This window comes from Microbacterium hominis NBRC 15708 (genome assembly GCF_001592125.1).
Classification (GTDB): domain Bacteria; phylum Actinomycetota; class Actinomycetes; order Actinomycetales; family Microbacteriaceae; genus Microbacterium; species Microbacterium hominis.
In genome coordinates, this window is the sequence record NZ_BCWI01000001.1 from 399,242 (window position 1) to 417,969 (window position 18,728).

The 18,728-nt window shown below is 71.0% G+C and carries 16 protein-coding genes and 1 other RNA gene; 11 read left to right on the forward strand and 6 right to left on the reverse strand.

Going from position 1 to position 18,728, the window contains the following annotated elements; translation table 11 throughout:
• Positions 1-61 precede the first annotated feature (61 nt).
• The 3 genes from MHO01S_RS01945 to sucB all read left to right on the forward strand — a co-directional run bounded on the left by MHO01S_RS01945 (position 62) and on the right by sucB (position 4,719).
• Complete coding sequence (locus MHO01S_RS01945) at positions 62-1,531, forward strand: leucyl aminopeptidase (RefSeq protein ID WP_061781760.1); 1,470 nt, start codon at positions 62-64, stop codon at positions 1,529-1,531.
• Entirely contained in the window at positions 1,528-2,907 is a 1,380-nt protein-coding gene (lpdA, locus tag MHO01S_RS01950; RefSeq protein ID WP_061781761.1) for a dihydrolipoyl dehydrogenase, read from the forward strand. The genes MHO01S_RS01945 and lpdA overlap by 4 nt, the downstream gene beginning before the upstream one ends.
• 105 nt (positions 2,908-3,012) lie before the next feature.
• The gene (gene sucB, locus MHO01S_RS01955; protein ID WP_061781762.1) at positions 3,013-4,719 is read left to right on the forward strand and encodes a 2-oxoglutarate dehydrogenase, E2 component, dihydrolipoamide succinyltransferase; all 1,707 of its coding nucleotides are present in this window, start codon (positions 3,013-3,015) and stop codon (positions 4,717-4,719) included.
• Positions 4,720-4,748: 29 nt separating this feature from the next.
• Here sucB and MHO01S_RS01960 read toward each other — a convergent pair whose 3' ends face one another.
• Entirely contained in the window at positions 4,749-6,140 is a 1,392-nt protein-coding gene (locus MHO01S_RS01960; RefSeq protein ID WP_061781763.1) for a hypothetical protein, read from the reverse strand.
• Between the two features lie 148 nt (positions 6,141-6,288).
• Here MHO01S_RS01960 and MHO01S_RS01965 point away from each other — a divergent pair, with 148 nt between their 5' ends.
• Positions 6,289-6,999 carry a DUF4191 domain-containing protein gene (locus MHO01S_RS01965; protein WP_060958907.1) on the forward strand — a complete coding sequence of 237 codons (711 nt, stop codon included), beginning with the start codon at positions 6,289-6,291 and terminating at the stop codon, positions 6,997-6,999.
• Between the two features lie 3 nt (positions 7,000-7,002).
• Here the strand turns inward: MHO01S_RS01965 and MHO01S_RS01970 are convergent, their stop codons facing one another.
• A complete protein-coding gene (locus tag MHO01S_RS01970; protein ID WP_060958908.1) occupies positions 7,003-7,452 on the reverse strand; it encodes an RDD family protein in 450 nt (149 codons plus the stop codon).
• Positions 7,453-7,583: 131 nt separating this feature from the next.
• On the opposite strand from MHO01S_RS01970, the gene glnA (MHO01S_RS01975) reads away from it, so the two are divergent.
• The 5 genes from glnA (MHO01S_RS01975) to MHO01S_RS01995 all read left to right on the forward strand — a co-directional run bounded on the left by glnA (MHO01S_RS01975) (position 7,584) and on the right by MHO01S_RS01995 (position 12,473).
• Positions 7,584-9,008 carry a type I glutamate--ammonia ligase gene (glnA, locus tag MHO01S_RS01975; protein ID WP_060958909.1) on the forward strand — a complete coding sequence of 475 codons (1,425 nt, stop codon included), beginning with the start codon at positions 7,584-7,586 and terminating at the stop codon, positions 9,006-9,008.
• A 296-nt stretch (positions 9,009-9,304) separates the two neighbouring features.
• Positions 9,305-9,637, forward strand: coding sequence for a YbjQ family protein (locus tag MHO01S_RS01980; protein ID WP_060958910.1), 333 nt, complete (start codon positions 9,305-9,307; stop codon positions 9,635-9,637).
• A 123-nt stretch (positions 9,638-9,760) separates the two neighbouring features.
• Positions 9,761-11,539 carry a TIGR03767 family metallophosphoesterase gene (locus MHO01S_RS01985; RefSeq protein WP_061781764.1) on the forward strand — a complete coding sequence of 593 codons (1,779 nt, stop codon included), beginning with the start codon at positions 9,761-9,763 and terminating at the stop codon, positions 11,537-11,539.
• Complete coding sequence (locus MHO01S_RS01990; RefSeq protein ID WP_061781765.1) at positions 11,539-11,892, forward strand: hypothetical protein; 354 nt, start codon at positions 11,539-11,541, stop codon at positions 11,890-11,892. The genes MHO01S_RS01985 and MHO01S_RS01990 overlap by 1 nt, the downstream gene beginning before the upstream one ends.
• On the forward strand, positions 11,889-12,473 hold the full coding sequence (locus MHO01S_RS01995; protein WP_061781766.1) for a hypothetical protein: 585 nt from the start codon (positions 11,889-11,891) through the stop codon (positions 12,471-12,473). The genes MHO01S_RS01990 and MHO01S_RS01995 overlap by 4 nt, the downstream gene beginning before the upstream one ends.
• Here the strand turns inward: MHO01S_RS01995 and MHO01S_RS02000 are convergent.
• Genes MHO01S_RS02000 through MHO01S_RS02010 form a run of 3 tightly spaced genes read right to left on the reverse strand, consistent with a single transcriptional unit; the run spans position 12,464 to position 17,084 of the window.
• Positions 12,464-15,463, reverse strand: a complete 3,000-nt coding sequence (locus MHO01S_RS02000) for a bifunctional [glutamine synthetase] adenylyltransferase/[glutamine synthetase]-adenylyl-L-tyrosine phosphorylase (RefSeq protein WP_061781767.1) — start codon at positions 15,461-15,463, stop codon at positions 12,464-12,466. The genes MHO01S_RS01995 and MHO01S_RS02000 overlap by 10 nt on opposite strands.
• 6 nt (positions 15,464-15,469) lie before the next feature.
• Positions 15,470-16,807 carry a type I glutamate--ammonia ligase gene (gene glnA / locus MHO01S_RS02005; protein WP_060958915.1) on the reverse strand — a complete coding sequence of 446 codons (1,338 nt, stop codon included), beginning with the start codon at positions 16,805-16,807 and terminating at the stop codon, positions 15,470-15,472.
• Between the two features lie 49 nt (positions 16,808-16,856).
• On the reverse strand, positions 16,857-17,084 hold the full coding sequence (locus MHO01S_RS02010; RefSeq protein ID WP_060958916.1) for a hypothetical protein: 228 nt from the start codon (positions 17,082-17,084) through the stop codon (positions 16,857-16,859).
• 73 nt (positions 17,085-17,157) lie between these two features.
• Between MHO01S_RS02010 and ppgK the strand changes: the two genes are divergently transcribed.
• Positions 17,158-17,916 carry a polyphosphate--glucose phosphotransferase gene (gene ppgK / locus MHO01S_RS02015; protein WP_060958917.1) on the forward strand — a complete coding sequence of 253 codons (759 nt, stop codon included), beginning with the start codon at positions 17,158-17,160 and terminating at the stop codon, positions 17,914-17,916.
• A gap of 176 nt (positions 17,917-18,092) precedes the next feature.
• On the forward strand, positions 18,093-18,296 hold the full coding sequence (locus MHO01S_RS02020; RefSeq protein ID WP_060958918.1) for a three-helix bundle dimerization domain-containing protein: 204 nt from the start codon (positions 18,093-18,095) through the stop codon (positions 18,294-18,296).
• A 44-nt stretch (positions 18,297-18,340) separates the two neighbouring features.
• On the opposite strand, the gene rnpB is transcribed toward MHO01S_RS02020, so the two are convergent.
• Positions 18,341-18,717: RNase P RNA component class A (rnpB, locus tag MHO01S_RS02025), an RNA gene on the reverse strand.
• Between the last annotated feature and the right edge of the window lie 11 nt (positions 18,718-18,728).

Sequence of the window (18,728 nt, forward strand, 5' to 3'; positions counted from 1 at the left end):
CGCGCCGGTGGGGGGGCGGGCGCACGCCACCGCGGCGAACGGCAAACCTAGGATGGAGGTCATGGCGTTTCCCGAGCTGTCGTACACCACCGACCCTCTGCGCGGGATCGAGGCGGATGCCCTCGTCCTGGCCCTGCCGCCTCTCGAGGAGGTCGCCGACGAGCTGGGGCACTGGCCCGGCCTGTCCGACGCTCTCGAGGCGGTCGGCTTCACGGGCGCTCCGGGCGGGGCGATCCGCGTCGCGGTGGCCGACTCCACCCGCCTCCCCCTGATCGTCGTCGGAACAGGTTCGCGCCCCGGGGCGTCGGCGCTGCGCGACGCGGTCGGCGCCGCGATCCGCACCACGGCGGGCTTCGACACCATCGCGATCGAGGCCGTGGGCGCGGATGCCGACGGCTGGCGCGGTGCGGCGGAGGGCGCCGTCCTCGGCGGCTACCGGTTCGACGGATACAAGACCACCGCGGCGCCGGCTCGTGCCCGTCGCGTCATCCTTCGGGCGGACCACGCGCCGTCGGAGTCGGAGCTCGAACGCGTCCGCGCCGTCGGTGCGGCGGCCGCGCTGGTCAAGGACCTCGTGCACACCCCCGCCGAATGGCTCGGCCCCCAGGATGTCGCGGACGCCGCCGTGGACGTCCTGCGTGACCTCCCCGTCGAGGTCGAGGTGCTCGACGAGACGCAGCTGGCCGACGGCGGATACGGCGGAATCCTCGGCGTGGGCCAGGGGTCGGATCGCCCCCCGCGACTCGTGCGGGTGGACTACCACCCGGCCGACGCCCTTCGGCATGTCGCGCTCGTCGGCAAGGGCATCACCTTCGACACGGGCGGCCTGTCGTTGAAGCCCGCGGCCGGCATGGTCGGTATGAAGTACGACATGTGCGGTGCGGCGACGGTGCTCGCCGTCGTACGCGCGGCGGCGCAGCTGCGGCTGCCGGTGCGCGTGTCGGCATGGCTGTGTCTCGCCGACAACATGCCCTCCGGCCGCGCGATCCGCCCCGGCGACGTGCTGCGCATCCTCGGCGGGACGACCGTCGAGGTGCTGAACACCGACGCGGAGGGGCGACTGGTGCTGGCCGACGGTCTGGTGGCGGCGAGCCGCACCCGCCCCGACGTCCTCATCGACGTCGCGACGCTGACCGGTGCGATCTCGGTCGCGCTCGGATCGCGGCACACCGGGGTCATGGGAAGCGAGGACGCGGTCGCGGAGTATCTCGAGGCCGCCGCATCCGTCGACGAGCCCGCGTGGCCGCTGCCGCTTCCCGCCCACATGGAGGAGGAGCTCGACTCCCCCATCGCCGACCTCGTCAACGCGAAGATCGGCGACCCCACCGGGGGTTCGCTGTTCGCGGGACTGTTCCTCCAGCGATTCGTCGGACGCACGTCCGATGCCGAGGACGCGCCCCGCATCCCCTGGGTGCACCTGGACATCGCCGGCAGCGGATCCACGAAATCCGCCACCGGTGCCACGGACAAAGGTCCGACCGCGGCGACCATCCGTTCGCTGCTCGCATTCGTCGAAGGAGACGCACGATGACCGAACACCGCGCCGACCTGGTGGTCCTCGGCGGAGGCTCCGCCGGCTACGCCGCCGCCCTGCGAGCGGCCGAGCTCGGCCGTTCGGTGGTGCTCGTGGAGAAGGACAAGCTCGGCGGGACCTGCCTGCACCGCGGCTGCATCCCGACGAAGGCGATCCTGCACGCGGCGGAAGTCGCCGACAGCGTGCGCGACGCCGCCCAGGTGGGCGTGCGCGCCTCGTTCGAGGGCATCGACGCGGCCGCCGTCACGGCGTTCCGCGAGGGCATCGTCGCCAAGAAGTACAAGGGTCTCGAGGGTCTCGTGAAGGCGCGCGGGATCACGGTCGTCGCCGGAGCCGGACGGCTCGCGGTGGATGCCGACGGGCCGGCGGTCGCCGTCGGTGAGGACCTCTATCGCGGCACCGACGTGCTGCTCGCGACCGGTTCCTACACGCGCACGCTCCCGGGGATCCAGATCGGCGGGCGCATCCTCTCGAGCGAGGAGGCCCTCGCCCTGACCGAGGTGCCGGCATCCGTCATCGTCCTCGGAGGCGGCGTGATCGGCGTCGAGTTCGCGAGCGCCTGGCGGTCGATGGGGGCCGAGGTCACGATCGTCGAGGCCCTCGATCACCTGGTCCCCGCGGAGGACGTCTCCTCGAGCAAGGCGCTGGAACGTGCCTTCCGCAAGCGGGGCATCACGGCACGGCTCGGGTCGCGCTTCGCGTCGGTGACGCCCACGGATGCCGCGGTCACGCTCGTTCTCGAGGACGGCAGCGAGCTGTCGGCCGAATACCTGCTGGTCGCCGTCGGGCGCGGCCCGGCGACGGCCGACCTGGGATTCGAGGAGGCCGGCGTCGGCATCGAGCGCGGCTTCGTCGTCGTCGATGACCGCCTGCGCACGAGCGTGGCCCACGTGTGGGCGGCCGGCGACATCGTCCCCGGCCTGCAGCTGGCCCACCGCGGGTTCCAGCAGGGGATCTTCGTCGCGGAGGAGATCGCCGGGCTCTCCCCCATCGCGGTGCCCGAGCACACGATCCCGCGCGTGACCTACTCCCACCCGGAGGTCGCGTCGGTGGGCATCACGGAAGCCGCAGCGCGCGCGGCCCACGGCGACGCCGTCGTCGCGTACGAGTACAACCTCGCCGGCAACGGACGCAGCGAGATCATCGGCACGGGCGGCATCGTCAAGGTCGTGCGGGTCGCCGACGGCCCCGTCGTCGGGGTCCACCTGGTCGGGGATCGGGTCGGCGAGCTCATCACCGAGGGTCAGCTGGCCGTCGGCTGGGAGGCCCATCCCGAGGACATCGCCCCCTACGTCCACGCCCATCCCACGCAGAGCGAGGCCCTCGGAGAGGCCTTCCTCGCCCTGGCGGGCAAGCCGCTGCACGCCATCTGAGCCCCATCCGCCACCCCAACCCGCGTCCGACGCCCGGGCCGCTGTGCGGTCGCAAGGGTCACTAAGCTAGTTGTCGGACATCGAACTTCTGAAGGAGACACAGTCATGAGCACATCCGTGGTCCTCCCCGCGCTCGGAGAGAGCGTCACCGAGGGAACGGTCACCCGTTGGCTCAAGAAGGTCGGTGACACGATCCAGGCCGACGAAGGGCTGCTCGAGATCTCGACCGACAAGGTCGACACGGAGATCCCCTCCCCCGTCAGCGGTGTGATCGAGGAGATCCTCGTGGCCGAGGACGAGACCGTCGAGGTCGGCGCCGTCCTGGCGAAGATCGGCGACGGCTCCGCCGCCCCGGCCTCCGACGACGCGCCCGCCGCCGCGCAGAGCGCGCCCGAGGCCGAGCCCGCGCCCGCCGCGCCCGCACAGAGCGAAGCGCCTGCCGCGCCCGCGCCGGCCGAGGCGCCCGCCGCCTCTGGCGACGCGAAGGACGTGGTCCTGCCCGAGCTGGGCGAGAGCGTCACCGAGGGCACCGTCACGCGCTGGCTGAAGCAGGTCGGCGACGACGTGGCGGTCGACGAGCCACTGCTGGAGATCTCGACCGACAAGGTCGACACCGAGATCCCCTCGCCCGTGGCCGGCACGCTGCAGGAGATCCTCGTCTCCGAGGACGAGACGGTCGCCGTCGGCGCCACGCTCGCCCGCATCGGCTCCGGGGCGCCCGCTCCGGCCGCCGCGGCGCCCGCTCCCGAGCCCGCCGCACCGGCTGCCGCTCCCGCTCCGGCTGCTGCTCCCGCTCCGGCTGCTGCTCCCGCCGCTCCGGCTGCTGCTCCCGCCGTGCCGGCCGCTCCTGCACCGGCTGCCGCTCCGGCTCCCGCCGCCGCGGCGACGGACGACGACGTCGCGACCTATGTGACGCCGCTGGTCCGACGCCTCGCGCAGCAGCAGGGCGTCGACCTCGCGTCCGTCGTCGGCACCGGGGTCGGTGGACGCATCCGCAAGGAGGACGTCCTCAAGGCCGCCGAGGCCGCTCAGAGCGCCCCGGCCGCGCCCGCTGCGGCTCCCGCCGCCGCGGCGCCCGCGCCTCTGGAGGTGTCGCCGCTGCGCGGCACGACGCAGCCGATGTCGCGCCTGCGCAAGGTCCTCGCCGAGCGCGCCGTCGCATCCATGCAGCAGACGGCTCAGCTGACGACCGTCGTCAAGGTCGACGTGACCAAGGTCGCGGCGTACCGGGCCGCGGTCCAGAAGGACTTCGTCGCCAAGACGGGCGGCAAGCTGTCGTTCCTGCCGTTCTTCGTGCTCGCCGCCGCCGAGGCGCTGCAGGCGTTCCCGGTCATCAACGCGACCGTCGACGGCACCGACATCGTGTACCCGGCGACCGAGAACATCTCGATCGCGGTGGACACCGAGCGCGGTCTGCTCACCCCGGTGGTGCGCGATGCGGGCGGCAAGACGCTCGCCGGCATCTCCTCGGAGATCGCCGACCTGGCGGCGCGGACGCGCGACAACAAGCTGAAGCCCGACGAGCTCGCCGGTGGCACGTTCACCGTGACCAACACGGGTTCGCGCGGCGCGCTGTTCGACACTCCGGTGGTGTTCCTTCCGCAGTCCGCGATCCTCGGTACGGGTGCGGTCGTCAAGGAGCCCGGCATCGTGAAGGTCGACGGCGTCGAGGCGATCGCGGTCCGCTCCTACGTGTACCTCGCGCTGTCCTACGACCACCGCATCATCGACGGCGCCGACGCGGCGCGCTTCCTGGGCGCGGTCAAGACGCGCCTCGAGGACGCGCAGTTCGAGAGCACGCTCGGCATCTGATTCGGGCGCCCCGCTCACCCGGGTCGTCCTCATGGCTGGTCCGCGACGTCGTACACGTCGCGGACCAGCCATTTTCCGTCGGTGCTGACGAGGACGACCACCTGCGGCGCCCGCCCGTCGGCGCTGACGCGGTAGACCGCGACGCCGCCGTACTCGTCCAGCACGTCGATGCGACGCGCGGCAGCGGCGTCGGTCGCGACCCCGACCGGCATCGAGGCGGTCGGATCCTCCAGGACGCCGTCGCACACGCCGCCGGCGACGCACGCGGCGAGCTCCGACAGCAGGCCGTCGACCTGTGCGCGCTCGTCTGCGGCGTCCGCGCCCGCTCCCGCGGTCGGCGCCGCGGTCGGGGCGGCCCGCGGTGCCGTCGCCGTCGGGGAGGGCGTGCTCGCCCCCTCGGAGGCGGAGCCGTGCGCGCCCGTGGAGGCGGTGCCGATCGCCGCCGACGGCGCGTCGTCGACGGGCCATGCCACGCCGACGCCGACCACGACCAGGGCGATGGCCGCGGCGACGAGCGCGGGAGCGCGGTGACGGTGCGAGCGCCGCGCCGGCGACGCCGCGGCGCTCGGAACCGCCGGCTCACCGCCACGGGCGTGCCGACGCGGCGTCACCTGCGCGCGTCCGCGGATCTCGCGCAACCGCGAGATCGACGAGGCGGTCGCACGGATCGCCTCATGCGCACGCTCGACGAGGTGATGATCGAACAGCCGGCCGGCCCCTCCGGAGAGGCGTGCCGTGCCGGTCACGGGAATGTCGTCCGCGGTCCATACCGTGGCCGCGCGCCGCGGGCGCGACGTCGCGTCCTCCTGCCGCTCGTCGCCGATCAGCGATGAGGGCTCCGCCGCCGAGAACAGGGCTTGCTCCACGCGCTCGTGCCGACGCGGAGTGATCTCGTCGGCGGACACGAGCTCGATCGCCTCCGCGAGCGCGGCACCGAGTGCGCCGCGAGAGCCGCGAGAGCCGCGAGAGTCGTCGGACAGCAGTTCCAGCATCCGCACCGTCTCCTGCCGCCACGGCGCGGAGCCGCCCGCGGCCAGGACGGGGCGACCATCGGCATCCACCCACCATGATCCCGTCGAGATGCCGCAGCGCAGGGCCTCGGCGGCGCCGCGCAGCATGCTGATCGCCGCGGTGACCACGGCTCCGGGCGACAGCGGCGCACCGGCGGCGATGACCGTCGTCAGGCGCTGCGCGCAGTGCGGCAGCAGCGCCACATGGCCGTCGGCGGAGCGCGCGACATCCACCGGCGCCAGCACGTGTTCGTCGCCGCGCGCCCGCCACACGGCGTCGGGAAGCTCATCGGCGGGCACCCACACCGTCGGCGGGTCTCCGGCCCGCAGGACGCCGGGGAACGGCGATTCGTCCGCGCGCAGCGTCCGCAGCATCGGCGGCGGGGCGAGCGGAGAGGCGTCGAACGTCATGCTCCGAGCGTCGTGGAGCGGCCTGGCGCGCTGACCCCGCCGCCCCTCATCTGTGGACGATGCGGGAAATCCGACGGCTGGGGAGGAGGTGCGTGGGCAGGCGTACGCCCGCGCGTGCGGGCTGCCCCGCGACGGTAGGCTGTGTGCCATGGCATCCCGCAGTACCGCTCCCGAGAAGGGCCCCGGCTTCTTCTCCCAGCTCCGCTCCCTGTACACCTTCACGAAGGCCGAGTTCTCGTGGCTTCCGTGGGTTCTGGCGGCGGTCGTCGTCGTGGGCATCGGCATCGGCGTGCTCGTGGGCTTCCTGATCCCGCCCACCGCCATCTGGAGCATCATCCTCTGGGGCGTCACCGGTCTGCTGTTCGGTCTGCTCGGCGCCATGATCGTGCTCACGCGCCTGTCGACGCGTGCGATGTACATCAAGCTCGACGGGATGCCGGGCGCCGCCGGGCACGTGCTCTCCACCTCGCTCGGGCGCAGCTGGGTCGCCTCCGACATGCCCGTCGGCGTCAACCCCAAGACGCAGGACGCCGTCTACCGCGTCATCGGACGCGGCGGCGTGGTCATCGTCGGAGAAGGTGCCCGTGGACGCCTGACGCGGCTCGTCAACGACGAGAAGATGAAGGTGCAGCGCGTGGCATCGGGAGTGCCGATCAACGTGCTCTACATCGGTCACGGCGAGGGCGACATCCCGATCTCCAAGCTCTCGGCCACGATCAAGTCGTTCCCGAAGAAGGTCGACCGCGCGACGATGGCGGCCGTCGTCAAGCGCGTGGACTCCGTCTCTCAGTCGGTGACGTCGTTGCCGATCCCCAAGGGCATCGACCCGATGCGCGCCCGCGCCCCGCGCCCGCGGTGACCGTCACCCTCTGACGAGAACGGTCCCTGCGGCCTTGTCGTGCAGTCCCCGCTGATCCGCATCCCAGATCACGGCGGGGATGACCAGCGCCAGCAGCAGCGTCCGCACGAGCGGCCGCCACAGTCCCGTCCACCCGCCGCCGACACGGATCACCCTCATGCCGAGCAGCCGGTGCCCCGGGCTGCCGCCCAGGGTGGGGATGAACAGGATCTGCACCGCGAGGAAGATGATGTTCGATGCCACCGGGTTGGCGTTGCGGAAGCCGGTGACCTCGTCGATCGTCGGGAAGAACGCGTACGCGATGAGGGTCGCCGTGGCCAGATCGATCGCCAGGGCGCCGATGCGGCGCCCGATCCGGGCGATGCTTCCCGCGCCGGTCTGCGGCAGCCCGAGCCGCTCGCCGGGATAGCTGTCGTCGGAATGTCCCGTATTCTCAGTCGTACCGGCTGTCACCGGCTCAGCTTATCCGCGCCGCCGTAACATCCCCGAAACACAGGGGATACTGCCGGGCAACCGGTCCTCGATAGCGTCGAGGAGAGCCTGATCCCGTTCAGGCGTGTTTCACACCCGATCTTGGAGACTCCATGTTCAAAGATTCATCCGAGGTTCTGAAGTTCATCAAGGACGAGGACGTCAAGTTCCTCGACATCCGTTTCACGGATCTGCCTGGTGTGCAGCAGCACTTCAACATCCCTGCCTCGACCGTCGACGAGGAGTTCTTCACGGTCGGTCAGCTCTTCGACGGCTCGTCGATCCGCGGTTTCGCGAACATCCACGAGTCCGACATGCAGCTCATCCCCGATGTCTCGACCGCCTACATCGACCCGTTCCGCGAGGCGAAGACGCTCATCATGCTCTTCGACATCTACAACCCGCGCAACGGCGAGATCTACAGCAAGGACCCGCGTCAGGTCGCCAAGAAGGCGGAGAAGTACCTCGCCTCCACCGGCATCGCCGACACGGCCTTCTTCGCCCCCGAGGCGGAGTTCTACATCTTCGACGACGTGCGCTACGAGGTGAAGCAGAACGCTTCCTTCTACAGCGTCGACTCCGAAGAGGGCGCCTGGAACACCGGTCGCGCCGAAGAGGGCGGCAACCTCGCCAACAAGACGGCGTACAAGGGCGGCTACTTCCCCGTCTCCCCCGTCGACAAGACGGCCGACCTCCGCGACGACATCAGCCTGCACCTCATCGACTCGGGCCTCATCCTCGAGCGCGCTCACCACGAGGTGGGCACCGGCGGCCAGCAGGAGATCAACTACCGCTTCGACACCATGGTGCACGCGGCCGATGACATCCTGAAGTTCAAGTACATCGTCAAGAACGTCGCCGAGCAGTGGGGCAAGGTCGCGACCTTCATGCCGAAGCCGCTCTTCGGCGACAACGGCTCGGGCATGCACACGCACCAGTCGCTGTGGCTCGAGGGCAAGCCGCTCTTCTACGACGAGAAGGGCTACGGCGGCCTGTCCGACCTCGCTCGCTGGTACATCGGCGGTCTGCTGGCGCACGCGCCGGCCGTGCTCGCCTTCACCAACCCGACGCTCAACTCCTACAAGCGTCTCGTCAAGGGCTACGAGGCCCCGGTCAACCTGGTCTACTCGGCCGGCAACCGCTCGGCCGCGATCCGCATCCCGATCACGGGCAGCAACCCCAAGGCCAAGCGCATCGAGTTCCGTGCGCCCGACGCCTCGGGTAACCCGTACCTCGCGTTCGCCGCGCAGATGATGGCGGGCCTCGACGGCATCAAGAACCGCATCGAGCCGCACGAGCCGGTCGACAAGGACCTCTACGAGCTGCCGCCCGAGGAGGCCAAGAACATCCCGCAGGTGCCGAACTCGCTGCTCGACTCGCTCGAGGCGCTCCGCGCAGACCACGAGTTCCTCCTCGCCGGCGGTGTGTTCACGCCCGAGCTCATCGAGACCTGGATCGAGTACAAGATCGAGAACGAGATCAAGCCGCTCGCCGCGCGCCCGCACCCGTTCGAGTACGAGCTGTACTTCGGCGTCTAGTCGGCCCGCGGCAGGGCCGGAGTGACCGGTGACGATCCGTCGTCGCCGTCTCGCCGGATCGAGTCGCCCAGAGCCCCAGTGGCACCGCTTCCTCCCCTGGAGGAACCCGGTCGCCGCTGGGGCTCTGTCGTTTCGGGTCTCGGCGCGTCGGAGGCCCGCGGTCACCCGCCACGGTCCCGAGCCGATGCCGCTGTGGTGCTCGATCTCGGGCCGCGGCATCCATAGGATCGACCCGGCACCATCCGTACGCCGCCTCGGCGACGGAGCATCGGGCCGATCACAGAGACGAGGTCACCATGTTCGCTGTCACCACGAACGACGTTCCGGGTTATCGCATCACCAAGGTCCTCGGCGAGGTCATGGGGCTCACGGTGCGGTCGGCCAACTTCGGTCAGAACTTCACCGCCGGCTTCCGCTCGCTCGCCGGCGGCGAGATGCCCGAGTACACGAAGGTCATCTACGAGTCGCGCTTCGAGGTGATGCAGCGGATGTGGGCCGAAGCGCAGCAGCGCGGCGGCAACGCCGTGGTGGCGATGCGGTTCGACTCGGGTGCGATCGGCAGCTTCACGGAGTTCTGCGCGTACGGCACGGCCGTGGTGGTGGAGCCGCTCGATCCGGCGCAGGCGTAGCGGCATCCGGGCACGGATGCGGGTCGTCGGCGCGTCGCGGCATCCGCATCTGGTGAGTCGCGCTCGCGGCCCGCTAGATTTGACGCACCCGATTGCGTCAGCGCGCCGAACCCGGAGGTGCCCGTGGGCGTGCTCTCCCGCCGCCAGTTCCTCGCCGTCGTCGGCGGTCTCGCCGCTGCCGGCGCACTCCCCCGCGACGAGCTCGCGCACGCTCTCGCCGCACCGCCGCGCGCGGTCGCCGACGCACCGAGTACGCTCCTGCAGACGATCCTGCAGGGGCCGGTTCAGAAGGGCTCCTACCGCACGCTCGTCGCCGGCGCGGGTGAGCCCCACATCGCACGCTTCGACGTGCTCGGGCGCTCCGCGGACGCCGGGCGCGCCGCATCGCGTCGGTCGCTCCTCTACCTCGCCCACCTCTCGGACATGCACGTCATCGACGCGCAGTCGCCCGGCCGCATCGAGCCGATGATCGTGCAGGACCACGCCGCGTGGGGATCGGCATTCCATCCGCAGGACCCGCTCAGCCCGCACGTGATCGCCGCGATGACCAGGTCGATCTCCGATCTTCGGTACAGCCCCGTCACCGGCGCTCCGATGGATGCCGCCGTCGTCACCGGAGACAGCGCGGACATGCACTCGCACCGCGAGCTGCGCTGGTACATCGACCTGCTCGACGGACTGACCGTCGACCCGCGCACGAGCGACACGTTCCAGGGCGTACAGGCGTGGGCCGAGGCCGTCTGGGCCTATCGGCCGGCCGATCCGACGGGCGGCGCGTTCGGCGCCTACGGCTTCCCCACCCTGCCGAGCCTGCTCGACGAGGCGATCGCCCGCCCCGTGTCGTCGGTGGGCTTGCCCGCCCCCTGGTACACGGTCTACGGAAACCACGAGACGCTCCTGCTCGGAACGTTCGACCTCGACACGCAACTGCGCGCCCTCGCGGTGGGCGGACGCAAGTCGTACACCCTGGAGGCGACGGCGGCGATGGCGCTCGGCGGCTACGCGGCGCGCACCAGCGCCGTGCAGCAGACCCTGGATGCGTGGGGGCTCGAGCTGGGGCTGCGTCCCGGATTCAAGGCGGTCCCCGCCGATCCGGGGCGTGCGCTGTTCACGCAGCAGGAGTTCATGACGGAGCATTTCCGCACGGCGGATCGTCCCGGCCCGGTGGGGCACGGCTTCACCGAGGAGAATCTGCGCTCCGGCCAGACGTGGTGGAAGGCCGATCTGTCGCCGCGGGTGCGGGTGTTCGGCCTGGACACCTGCAACCAGGTCGCGGGCCCCGACGGCGCCGTGCCGAAGAACCAGTTCGACTGGCTCGAGGCGGAGCTCGTCACGGCCACCAAGGAGAACCGGCTCGCGATCGTGCTCAGCCATCACAACAGCGACACCCTGGAGAACCGGGCACAGCGGCCCGGGCAGGAGGAGGTGCTGCTCGGAGCCGACGAGTTCGTGGCGATGCTCGTGAGATACCCCGTGGTGGTGGCGTGGCTGAACGGACACACCCACCTGAACCAGATCCTCGCGCACCGGGCGCCCGGCGGTGGCGGCTTCTGGGAGATCACGACCGCATCCTGCATCGACTTCCCACAGCAGCAGCAGACCGTGGAACTCGTCGACAACCGGGACGGCACGCTCTCGATCTTCACGACCGTCGTCGACCACGCCGCCGATCCGCGGCCGGGAAGCGGCGGCGACTATCTCGCGCTCGCTTCGCGCAGTCGCGAGCTCGCGTCCAACGACTGGGCCGAGACTCCACTGATGCGCCGCGGATCGGCGCTCGACCGCAACACCGAGCTCCTCCTGCCCGCGCCGTTCGATCTCGCGACGATCAGCGACGCGGCGCTCGAAGCGCAGCATCTCGCCGCGCGCACGCGCATCCTCGCGCACGAGGGGAACCTCTGATGCGCGCCGCTCGGCTCGTCTGCGCCCTCGTGGCGTGCGCCGTCGCCGCGAGCCTGGCGGGCTGCTCGCAGGTCGCCGCCCTCGCGCCGGTCGGAGGAAACGGCCTGGCCGAAGTGCGCTTCGGAGCGATCGACGTCCTGCAGCAGAAGGGCATCGATCTGCTCGAGGCGCCCGTCTGCGCGACCGTGGGGGCAGGGCCCGCGGTGACCTGCACCGGCCGCACGCTCGACGGCCGCGACGTCTCGGTCGCCTCCAGCGTCTCGTCGGACGCGCGACTGGACGTGCTCGTCGGCGGACAGACGCTCTTCTCCGGCCTCCTGTCGGATGTGCTCGACGCGGCGGCGCGCGGATGAGCGCCGCTCCGACGTCGCTGACGCGGGTGGCCCTCGCGGGGGTCGTCGTGGTGGCCAACGCCGCCGCACAGGCTGCGCTCGTCGCGGTCGCGCCGCGTCAACCGCTGGATGCCGCTGCCATCGCCCTCGCCGTCGTCTCCGGTGTGGTCCTCGGTGCGGGGGCGGCCGCGCTGTGGGTGATCGCCCAGGGGCGGTTCCGGGCGCGGACGGTGGGCCGCACGGCGGTCGCCGCGGTCGCCGTCGCCCTGTTCGCGGTGGCGGCACCCGTCGCGATCCCGGTCGTGGTCGCGATCGCCTGCCCCGTGATCGCGGCGGACCGCCCGGTCGTCGCCGGGACGGGGCTGCGGCGGCATCCCTGGCGCACCGCCTTCCATCTGGTGCTGACGGCTCTGGCGGTCGTCCTGGCGAGCGTGGTGGCGATGCTTCTCGGGCTGCTCGCGCCCGGCGCGATCGGGTCCGCCGCCGCGTGGCTGATCATCGGAGCCGGCGCCGCCGTCATCACCGGGAGCTGGCAGCGCTGGGCACGCCGTGCTGAGTCCGAGCACGGCACGCGCACGGCCCCGGCATCCGCTCAGCCGTAGAAGAGCTTCTCGAAGTCGCGGCGCGCCCGTCGCGCCGTGCGCAGCCACTCCTCCTCGACGAGGGTGGCCGACCGCGGCGGGTACTCCAGCAGACGGCCGATGCCGTCGAGCTTGCCGCGATCGGTCGGAAGGACGTCGCTCGTCTGGCCGGACAGCAGCGTGTTGGCCGACCGCAGTCGACTCGCGAGCCGCCACGCGTCGTGGAGACGCTGCGCGGCGGCATCCGGCACCAGTCCGGCCGCCCGGGCGGCCTCGAGCGCGTCGAGGGTGGATGTCGTGCGCAGCGCTGGGACGTCGTGCGCGTGCTCGTGCTGCCAGAGCTGCACGAGCCATTCGACATCGCTCAGCCCGCCGGGGCCGAGTTTGAGGTGTCGCGACCGGTCGGCGCCCTGGGGCAGTCGCTCGTTCTCGACGCGCGCCTTGATCCGCTTGATCTCCCGCAGGTCCTGCTGCACGGGATGCCGGGGGTAGCGCACCTCGTCGGCGAGGGCCATGAACCGGCCGACGAGCTTCACGCTCCCGGCGACGCCGCGAGCGCGCAGCAGGGCCTGGGCCTCCCACGAGAGCGACCACCGTCGGTAGTACTCCGTGTAGGAGTCCAGCGACCTCACGAGCGGTCCGTTGCGCCCTTCCGGACGCAGGTCGGCGTCGAGCTCGAACGGGACCCGATGATCTTCGGAGTAGGTGCGGATGCCGGCGACCAGGCGCAGCGCGAGATCGTGCGCGCGCTGCGGGTCGAGGCCGTTCGCGTCGTAGACGTAGAGCACGTCGGCGTCGGATCCGAAGCCCAGCTCTCCCCCGCCGAAGCGGCCCATCGCGATGACCGAGAAGTCCAGCGCGGCGTCCTCGGCGCCGACGATGTCGCGGCGGACCGCGCGCAGCGTGGCCTGGATGGTCACCTCGCTGACCGTTGTGAGGCCCTGTGCGAGCTCGTCGATCGTCAGCGTGCCCAGCACGGCCCCGAAGGCGAGCCGCAGCAGCTCCCGACGACGCAGAGCGCGCACGGCGCGCATGGCCTCGACCACCGTCTCGTGCCGCGTCTGGATCGCGCGCGCCTCTTCCTGGAGGGCGACGCCGGGGCGCGGGCGGAGCTGGTCTTCGGAATCGAGCCAGGCGACCGACTCGGGGATCCACTCCATCAGCTCGCCGATGTAGCGCGATCCCGACAGCACGCGGGTGAGCCGCTCGGCGGCACCCGCCGAGTCGCGCAGCATCCTCAGGAACCAGGGCGTGTCGCCCAGACGCTCGCTGATGCGCCGGAAGGCGAGCAGGCCGTAGTCCGGATCGACCCCGTCGGCGAACCACCGGATCATGACCGGCATCAGATGACGCTGGATGGTGGCCTTGCGGCTCAGACCGCCCGTGAGCGCGCCGATGTGACGCAGCGCCCCCGCCGGATCGCGGAACCCGATGGCCGCGAGGCGATCGTGCGCCTGCGCGGTCGACAGCTGCTGCTCGTCCGAGCTCAGCGCCGCGACCGCCGACAGCAGCGGGCGGTAGAACAGGCGCACGTGGATCTCGCGCACCTCGCGCTTGATGCCCTCCCACAGCGCCCAGACGCCGGGCCCGCCGTCCGCCAGGCGCGACGCGCGAGCGAGCACCCGCAGACCGTCGGGCTGCTGAGGCATGAGGTGGGTGCGGCGCAGGTCACGCAGCTGCACGCGATGCTCGAGGACCCGCAGCACCCGGTAGTCATGCGAGAACGTCGCGGCATCCTCGCGCCCGATGTAGCCCGCGCCGACGAGCGCCTCGAGCGCATCGAGGGTGCCCCGTTGCCGGATCGTGTCGTCGGTGAGCCCGTGCACGAGCTGGAGCAGCTGAACGGTGAACTCGATGTCGCGGATGCCGCCGGGACCGAGCTTCAGCTGGTACGGGACCTCCGCTGCGGGGATGTGGTCCGTCACCCGCTCGCGCATGCGCTGCACGCTGTCGACGAAGTTCTCCCGGGCCGCGCTCGTCCAGATCTTCGGCTGGACGGCCGCGACGTATGCCTCGCCGAGAATACGGTCGCCGGCCAACGGGCGTGCCTTGAGGAGGGCCTGGAACTCCCAGCTCTTCGCCCAGCGGTCGTAGTACGAGAGGTGGGAGTCGAGGGTCCGCACGAGGGCGCCCTGCTTGCCTTCCGGGCGCAGATTGGCGTCGACCTCCCACAGGGGAGGCTCGATCTCCATCCCGGAGATGCCGCGCATCGTCTGCACTGCGAGCCGCGTCGCGATGTCGATCACGCGGCTCTCGCCCACCTGCTCGACGAGTTGCGGGTCTCCCCCGCCCACGAAGATGACGTCGACGTCGCTGACGTAGTTGAGCTCGCGCGCGCCGGTCTTGCCCATACCGATGATCGCGAGCTGCGTCGCCGCGACCTGGTCGCGCGGGAACAGACCCGATCCGGGCGCACCCCCGGCGACCCGCGTCCGCGCGACGCAGAGGGATGCCTCGAGTGCGGCACCGGCGGCATCCGCCAGGCTCGCCGCGACCGGTGCGAGCACGGCGACGGCGTCGTCGGCACCGAGGTCGTGGGCGGCGATGCGCGCGAGCATGCGCCGGTAGCGGACACGGAGGGCCACCCACGCGCTCTCGTCGCCCGTCGCGGCGAAACCGTCGGCATCCGCGCCGACCGCATCGGTCAGCTCGCGGCGCAACTCCTCCGCCGTCGGCAGCGGCACCTCGGGGCCGACGAGGTGGGCGAGCTCGGCGGGGTGTCGGAGGAAGAAGTCGGCGAATCCCGTCGACGCGCCCAGCAGGCGCCACAGCGCGGAGCCTCCCCGCGTGAGCGCCTCCGCGACGGCGGTGGCGTCGCGGCGCGCGATGCGCGCGAGCGCCGCCAGAGCGCCGTCCGGATCGGCCGCGTGCTGGGCACCGCGCAGGATGTCCTCGCGGGAGAGGCCCAGGGCCTCCGCCAGCTCGGTCAGCAGCGCGTCGGCGTCGCCGAGGTCACCGAATCCGTCGCGCGCCAGCAGCGTCAGAACCGACGTGCGCTCGCTCGATGTCATGACGGATCAGAGCATCTCCAGGTTGCTCTTCAGCTCGAAGGGCGTCACCTGTGCACGGTACTCGTGCCACTCGCGGCGCTTGTTGAGCAGCACGTAGTTGAACACCTGCTCGCCCAGCGTCTCGGCGACCAGCTCCGACTCCTCCATGTACTCCAGCGCGTGGTCGAGGCTCGCGGGCAGCTGCGCGTAGCCGAGCGCGCGTCGCTCGGCATCCGTGAGCGACCAGACGTTGTCCTCGGCCTCCGGCGGAAGCTCGTATCCCTCCTCGATGCCCTTCAGGCCCGCGGCGAGCATCAGCGCGAAGGCGAGGTACGGGTTCGCCGCCGAGTCGAGCGCGCGGTACTCCACCCGCGTCGACTGCCCCTTGTTCGGCTTGTACATGGGCACCCGCACGAGGGCGGAGCGGTTGTTGTGACCCCAGCAGATGAAGCTGGGCGCCTCGTCGCCGCCCCAGAGCCGCTTGTACGAGTTGACGAACTGGTTGGTCACCGCGGCGATCTCGTTCGCGTGGGTGAGCAGTCCGGCGATGAACTGGCGACCGGTCTTCGACAGCTGATACTGCGCGCCCTCCTCGTAGAAGGCGTTCTGGTCGCCCTCGAAGAGCGACATGTGCGTGTGCATGCCGCTTCCCGGCTTGCCGGACAGGGGCTTCGGCATGAAGGTCGCGTACACGCCCTGCTCGATCGCCACCTCCTTGACCACGGTGCGGAAGGTCATGATGTTGTCGGCGGTCGCGAGGGCGTCCGCGTAGCGCAGATCGATCTCGTTCTGCCCGGGGCCGCCCTCGTGGTGGCTGTACTCCACCGAGATGCCGAGGTCCTCGAGCATCCGCACGCTGCGGCGGCGGAAGTCGTGGGCCGTGCCGCCGGGGACGTTGTCGAAGTAGCCGGCGGAATCCACCGGCTCCGGGCCTTCGGGTCCGAACGACGACGACTTCAGCAGGTAGAACTCGATCTCGGGGTGGGTGTAGAACGTGAACCCGGCATCCGCCGCCTTCGCGAGCGTGCGCTTGAGCACGTGACGCGGGTCTGCCACGGCCGGCTGCCCGTCGGGCGTGGTGATGTCGCAGAACATGCGGGCCGTCGGGTCGATCTCACCGCGCCACGGGAGCGTCTGGAACGTCGTCGGGTCGGGGTGGGCGAGCAGATCCGACTCGTACGAGCGGGTCAGGCCCTCGATGGCCGATCCGTCGAAGCCGAGTCCTTCGGTGAAGGCGCCCTCCACCTCGGCGGGGGCGATCGCGACCGACTTCAGCGTTCCGATCACATCGGTGAACCAGAGGCGGACGAACTTCACGCCCCGCTCTTCGATCGTGCGCAGTACGAAGTCCCGTTGCTTGTCCATCGCGTCCTCTCAGATGCCGCTTCGAAGGGAAGCCGGGCCGAAGGCCAGACTATCGGTCCCCGTCGGTGTGCGAAGCGTCGCCCGACGTACCCCAGTCGCCCTCGCGGGCGTCGTCCTCGGCCCACTCGCGCGAACGCTTCGCGAGCAGCTCCGGAGCCTTCGCCGCCTCTTCGGCCGTGTCGAACGGTCCGGCGCGGTCGATGGCGGGCGACTCGAACCCGCGCTCGACGGCGCCGGTCGTGAGGTTGTACCAGTACTTCTCGTCGCCTGACGTCATGGCAGGTCCTTCCTGTGGGGGCTCTGGCTCGATCCTAACGATGGGCGCGGAGGACCTGGATAGGCTGGACCGCATGACGACGAAGGCGACCCGCGCGGTCGGTGTGGACATCGGCGGAACCGGCATCAAGGGTGCCCTCGTTGACCTCGAGGAGGGAAAGCTCCTCAGCGACCGCGCGAAGGTGGCGACGCCGACCGGCGCCGAGCCCGACGACGTGCTGGCGGCGGTGCAGACCGTTCTCGACACGCTCGGCGTCACCGACGCCGACATCCCGCTGGGCGTCGCGTTCCCCGCGATCGTCAAGAACGGCAAGACCCTCTCCGCGGCCAACGTCGCCGACACCTGGGTCGGCTTCGAAGCCGAGAAGTTCTTCGAGGACGGCCTCGGCCGTGAGATCCACTTCGCGAACGACGCGGATGTCGCCGGTGTCGCGGAGGCGCGATACGGTGCCGCTCGCGACGTGCCCGGCCTCGTGCTGCTGACGACGCTCGGCACCGGCATCGGGACCGCCATGCTGTACAACGGCGTCCTGATCCCGAACGCCGAACTCGGACATCTCCAGCGTGCGCATCACGGCAAGGATGCCGAGGCGTGGGCGGCCTACTCGGCGATGGAGCGCGACGAGCTCACGTGGAAGAAGTGGGCCAAGCGCCTGCAGTGGTATTACAGCTACCTCGACTTCCTCCTGAGCCCCGATCTGTTCATCGTCGGCGGAGGGGTCTCGAAGCACGCCGACGAGTTCCTGCCGCTGCTGCAGCTCTCCACACCCATCGTCCCCGCCACGCACCGCAACAACGCGGGGATCATCGGCGCGGCGGCGCTGGCGGTGTAGCGCGATCGACTGTTGCCACGCGCGTCCTGTTCGCTCTATGGTGAGCCTGACGGTCTGGGGACTGTCGAGCTCCACTTTCACACGCTGATGCAAGCGGCGGAGAGGCGGGACGCAGAGCTGCGTTCCGCCTCTCTCCGTCTTACCGTCGTCGCGCTGCGCGGCGTAGGCTCGTCGCCATGTCGACCCAGCCCGCGGATCCCGAAGCGGTCATCCAAGAGATCGTCGAACGTCTCGAAGTGCGTTTCCCGAACGCCCCGGCCTCCGCGGTGAGGGCTGCTGTCGAGGAGGCTCGCGATCACTTCTCGCGCGCTCGCGTCAAGGACTTCCTGCCGGTGTTGATCGAGCGCGAGGCGAAGGCCCGGCTCGAACGACCCCTCTGACCCCTCCGGCGGTCGGGTCGCGAACCCTGCCGGACGGGGTGAGGCGAATGGGCCGGCCTGTACGCCGGGTTCTGTCCGGGAGCTCGCGCTCCGTGGACGGTCATCTCTCTCGGCGACACGTTGCCGTGCCGCTCCAGCGGCCTACCCGGGGACTCGGCGAGCCGCGTCGGCATCCCCTGTCTGGCCTTGCTCCGGGCGAGGTTTACCGTGCGGACCGTGTCACCACGATCCCGGTGGTCTCTTACACCACCCTTTCACCCTTACCCCGGTGCTCCGACGAGCGGAGTCCGGGGCGGTCTGCTCTCTGTGGCACTGTCTCGCGGATTGCTCCGGGTGGGTGTTACCCACCGCCCTGCCCTGTGGAGCCCGGACGTTCCTCGGTGCGGGTGTGACCCCGCCACGCGACCGTCCAGCCGACCCATTCGCTCCCCC